Genomic DNA, 3,360 nt, shown 5'->3' with positions numbered 1-3,360 from the left:
GAGTGTACCTATGTCCAGAAGATTGCCACCATTAAACTCGCTGAAAGTGTTTGAAGCGGCAGCTCGCCAGCTGAGTTTTACTCGCGCTGCGGAAGAGCTATTTGTGACACAAGCCGCAGTCAGTCATCAAATCAAAGCGTTAGAGGAATTTTTAGGGTTAAAGCTATTTCGCCGTCGTAATCGTTCTCTGCTATTGACAGAAGAAGGGCAAAGTTACTTTCTCGACATTAAAGATATCTTCACCGCACTCTCTGAAGCCACCGATAAGGTACTAGAGCGAAGTGAGAAAGGGGCATTAACCATTAGTTTACCGCCGAGTTTTGCAATTCAGTGGCTCGTGCCGCGTCTGGCCGATTTTAACCAGCAAGAGCCGGATATTGATGTGCGTATCAAAGCGGTTGATATGGATGAAGGTTCGTTAACCGATGATGTGGATGTGGCGATTTATTATGGACGAGGTAACTGGCCTGGTTTACGCGCGGATAAGTTGTATCAAGAGTTTTTGATCCCGCTTTGCTCTCCTTCACTGCTGTTAGGCCCTAAGCCTTTAGAAACACTGGACGATCTAACACGCCATACTCTGCTACACGATACTTCACGTAAAGATTGGAAACAGTTTGCCAAAGAGAACGATCTTGAAGGGGTGAATGTCAACCACGGCCCCATCTTTAGCCATTCGACCATGGTGCTGCAAGCGGCGGCGCATGGGCAAGGTATCGCACTGGGGAATAACGTGTTAGCTCAGCCAGAGCTGGAAGCGGGTCGCTTGATTGCGCCTTTTGACGAAGTGTTGATGACTAAAAATGCTTTCTATGTGGTCTGTCACGAGAAGCAGGCCGATATGGGGCGTATCGCCACTTTCCGTGATTGGATGCTCAAAAAAGCCAGAAGGGAACAAGAGGTATTGTTAGATGAAGAGTAAGTTATTGCTCACTATCGCGGCTTTTATGGCGGGCGTTGGTGTCGCTCTAGGAGCTTTTGCGGCGCACGGCCTAAAAGCGTATTTAACCCCTTACTTGCTTTCGGTGTTTGAAACGGGAGTGCAGTACCAATCGATTCACGCTTTAGCCATATTAGCGTGTGGTATTTTGCTGCGTTGTCGTTTGGGATCGAAAGCACAAAAATATTTTTTCATTGCGGCAATTTGCTTTATCATCGGCGTCCTTTGTTTTAGCGGCAGTCTTTACGCTTTAGCACTCACGGGCATCAAGTGGTTTGGCCCGATCACGCCATTTGGTGGCGTGTTCTTTATGCTAGGGTGGGGAGTGTTTGGCTATGCAGCACTTAATATTCAAGAGGTGGACCAGTGAAACACGTAATGCTCTATTGTCGTGCAGGCTTTGAAAAAGAGTGTGCCGGAGAGATCCAAGATAAAGCGACTAAGCTAGAGGTTTTTGGTTTTCCTCGTTTGAAAAACAATACGGGTTACGTTTTGTTTGAGTGCTATCAGGCCGGTGATGCTGATAAGCTGATTAAAGAGATCGATTTCCAATCGCTTATTTTTGCTCGTCAGATGTTTGCGGTAGCGGCGGAATTTAGCGATTTACCTAAAGATGATCGTATTTCGCCTATCTTATCTGAACTCGCCGAACTTGAGGGTTTTCCGCGTTGTGGTGACATTCGCATTGAAACGCCAGATACCAATGAAGCGAAAGAGTTGCTCAAATTTTGTCGTAAGTTTACCGTGCCATTGCGTCAAGCGTTACGTGGCAAGGGGATTCTGTCTAACAAAGAGTCGGCGAAGAGACCTGTGCTACATGTCTGCTTTATTCAACCCGGACACTGCTTCGTTGGGTATTCGTACACCAACAATAACTCGCCTTTTTTCATGGGTATTCCTCGTTTGAAATTCCCAGCCGATGCGCCAAGTCGTTCCACTCTGAAGTTGGAAGAGGCTTTCCATGTGTTTATTCCTCGTGAAGAGTGGGACGAACGTTTGGCTCCGGGAATGTGGGCGGTAGACTTGGGTGCATGCCCGGGGGGCTGGACTTACCAACTGGTGAAGCGTTCGATGTTTGTTCATGCTATCGACAACGGTCTAATGGCTGAAAGTTTGATGGACACAGGACAAGTGAAACACCATGCCGAGGATGGTTTTAAATTTGAGCCGCCACGCAAGAACGTGACTTGGATTGTGTGTGACATGATTGAAAAGCCAGCTCGTGTTGCGCATTTAATGGGGCAGTGGATCCTCAAGGGTTGGGCGAAAGAAGCCATCTTTAACTTAAAGCTGCCAATGAAAGGGCGCTATGATGAAGTTTTACAAGATATTGAAAATCTGAAAGTTTTTCTGATTAAAAATGATGTAAAGTTCCGCATGCAGGCAAAGCATTTGTATCATGATCGTGAAGAGATCACAGTGCATGTCCAATGCTTGTCGAACATCTCTCCGCACTAATGCTCCAATAGGTTAATTTAACGCTCCTTTCTAGGAGCGTTTTGCTATTCTGGATGGGATACTTGCGCTGAAAAGCGAATGTCTTGCAAATTAAAACCGAGCTCTATATCGGTCTTTAGTGTGGCAATGTGTTTGCAGACTCGCGCCATATCGATCTGCTCATCAAATTTTTTACGGTATTTCTTAGCCAAATCAGCACTGGTGTAGGCCGCTTCTATGTCGGGAAATTGCGTTAATATCTCTTTTGCTGCTTTTGGACCAATGCCGGCAATGCCGGGAACTTGGCTTGAACTGATGCCCGTTAATCCCCAAAAATCGGTTAATTGGCTCGGCTTTACACCAAATTCCTGTTCAATAAAGGGTTGATCTAACCAACGATGTTGAAAGTAGTCACGAATTTGTAAAGTGGGGGAGAGCAGTTGGCAGTAGCCTTTATCGGTTGAAATGATCGTTACTTTTTCACCGTGGCTTGCCACTTTCGTGGCTAAGGTGGCCACCAAATCATCGGCTTCATCACCTTCCGAGAGCAGTGAATCAATCCCTAATTCCCACCATGCTTGCTGAATGGCGTCTAAGCCAAGTTGCAGTGCTTCTGGCATCGGCTTCCGGTTCTGCTTATAAGTCGGTAGAAGTTGTGCTCTCCAGCCCCGGTCTTGTAAGTGATGATCAAACACGGCGATGATGTGGGTCGGTTGAGCTTCATTGATGATACGGTGCAAGGTGCGCGAGGTTGTCTCTATGGTTCTTGCCATATCGTTAGGATCGGGTTGTGCGGAGTGCACCCGACGGATCAAATTCAAAGCATCAATGATGACAAGGTGTAAAGACATAACGACCAAAAAATAAGGGCTTAATAAGCCCTTATTGTAATGATCTCACTTAATATTGCCACTCATCCCCGGCATAAGTTATTTTTGCCTTTAATGGTTAATGGTTAATGGTTAATGGTTAATGGTTAATGG

4 protein-coding genes are annotated in these 3,360 nt (G+C 46.2%); 3 read left to right on the top strand and 1 reads right to left on the bottom strand.

The features are described from left to right. Positions 1 to 10: 10 nt before the first annotated feature. The 3 genes from AACQ17_RS07870 to rlmM are packed head-to-tail and all read left to right on the top strand — an operon-like array spanning position 11 to position 2,398. Entirely contained in the window at positions 11 to 922 is a 912-nt protein-coding gene (locus tag AACQ17_RS07870; RefSeq protein WP_026027676.1) for a transcriptional regulator GcvA, read from the top strand. Next, the gene (locus AACQ17_RS07865) at positions 912 to 1,310 is read left to right on the top strand and encodes a DUF423 domain-containing protein (protein WP_013857395.1); all 399 of its coding nucleotides are present in this window, start codon (positions 912 to 914) and stop codon (positions 1,308 to 1,310) included. Before AACQ17_RS07870 ends, AACQ17_RS07865 begins: the two co-directional genes overlap by 11 nt. Continuing rightward, entirely contained in the window at positions 1,307 to 2,398 is a 1,092-nt protein-coding gene (rlmM, locus tag AACQ17_RS07860; RefSeq protein WP_017045575.1) for a 23S rRNA (cytidine(2498)-2'-O)-methyltransferase RlmM, read from the top strand. Before AACQ17_RS07865 ends, rlmM begins: the two co-directional genes overlap by 4 nt. Positions 2,399 to 2,442: 44 nt before the next feature. Here the strand turns inward: rlmM and xni are convergent, their stop codons facing one another. Continuing rightward, a complete protein-coding gene (gene xni / locus AACQ17_RS07855; RefSeq protein ID WP_094127354.1) occupies positions 2,443 to 3,228 on the bottom strand; it encodes a flap endonuclease Xni in 786 nt (261 codons plus the stop codon). Between the last annotated feature and the right edge of the window lie 132 nt (positions 3,229 to 3,360).

Source organism: Vibrio sp. V10_P2A27P122 (assembly GCF_963874335.1).
In the GTDB taxonomy this organism is placed as follows: domain Bacteria; phylum Pseudomonadota; class Gammaproteobacteria; order Enterobacterales; family Vibrionaceae; genus Vibrio; species Vibrio anguillarum.
The sequence above is the reverse complement of the archived record's forward strand: the minus strand, read 5'-3'. Positions and strand labels throughout refer to the sequence as shown.

What these genes read in the sequence shown, in the direction of transcription:
- AACQ17_RS07870 (WP_026027676.1), top strand. Translation starts at nt 11, where the DNA reads ATGTCCAGAAGATTGCCACCATTAAACTCGCTGAAAGTGTTTGAAGCG.
- AACQ17_RS07865 (WP_013857395.1), top strand. Translation starts at nt 912, where the DNA reads ATGAAGAGTAAGTTATTGCTCACTATCGCGGCTTTTATGGCGGGCGTT.
- xni (WP_094127354.1), bottom strand. Translation starts at nt 3,228, where the DNA reads ATGTCTTTACACCTTGTCATCATTGATGCTTTGAATTTGATCCGTCGG.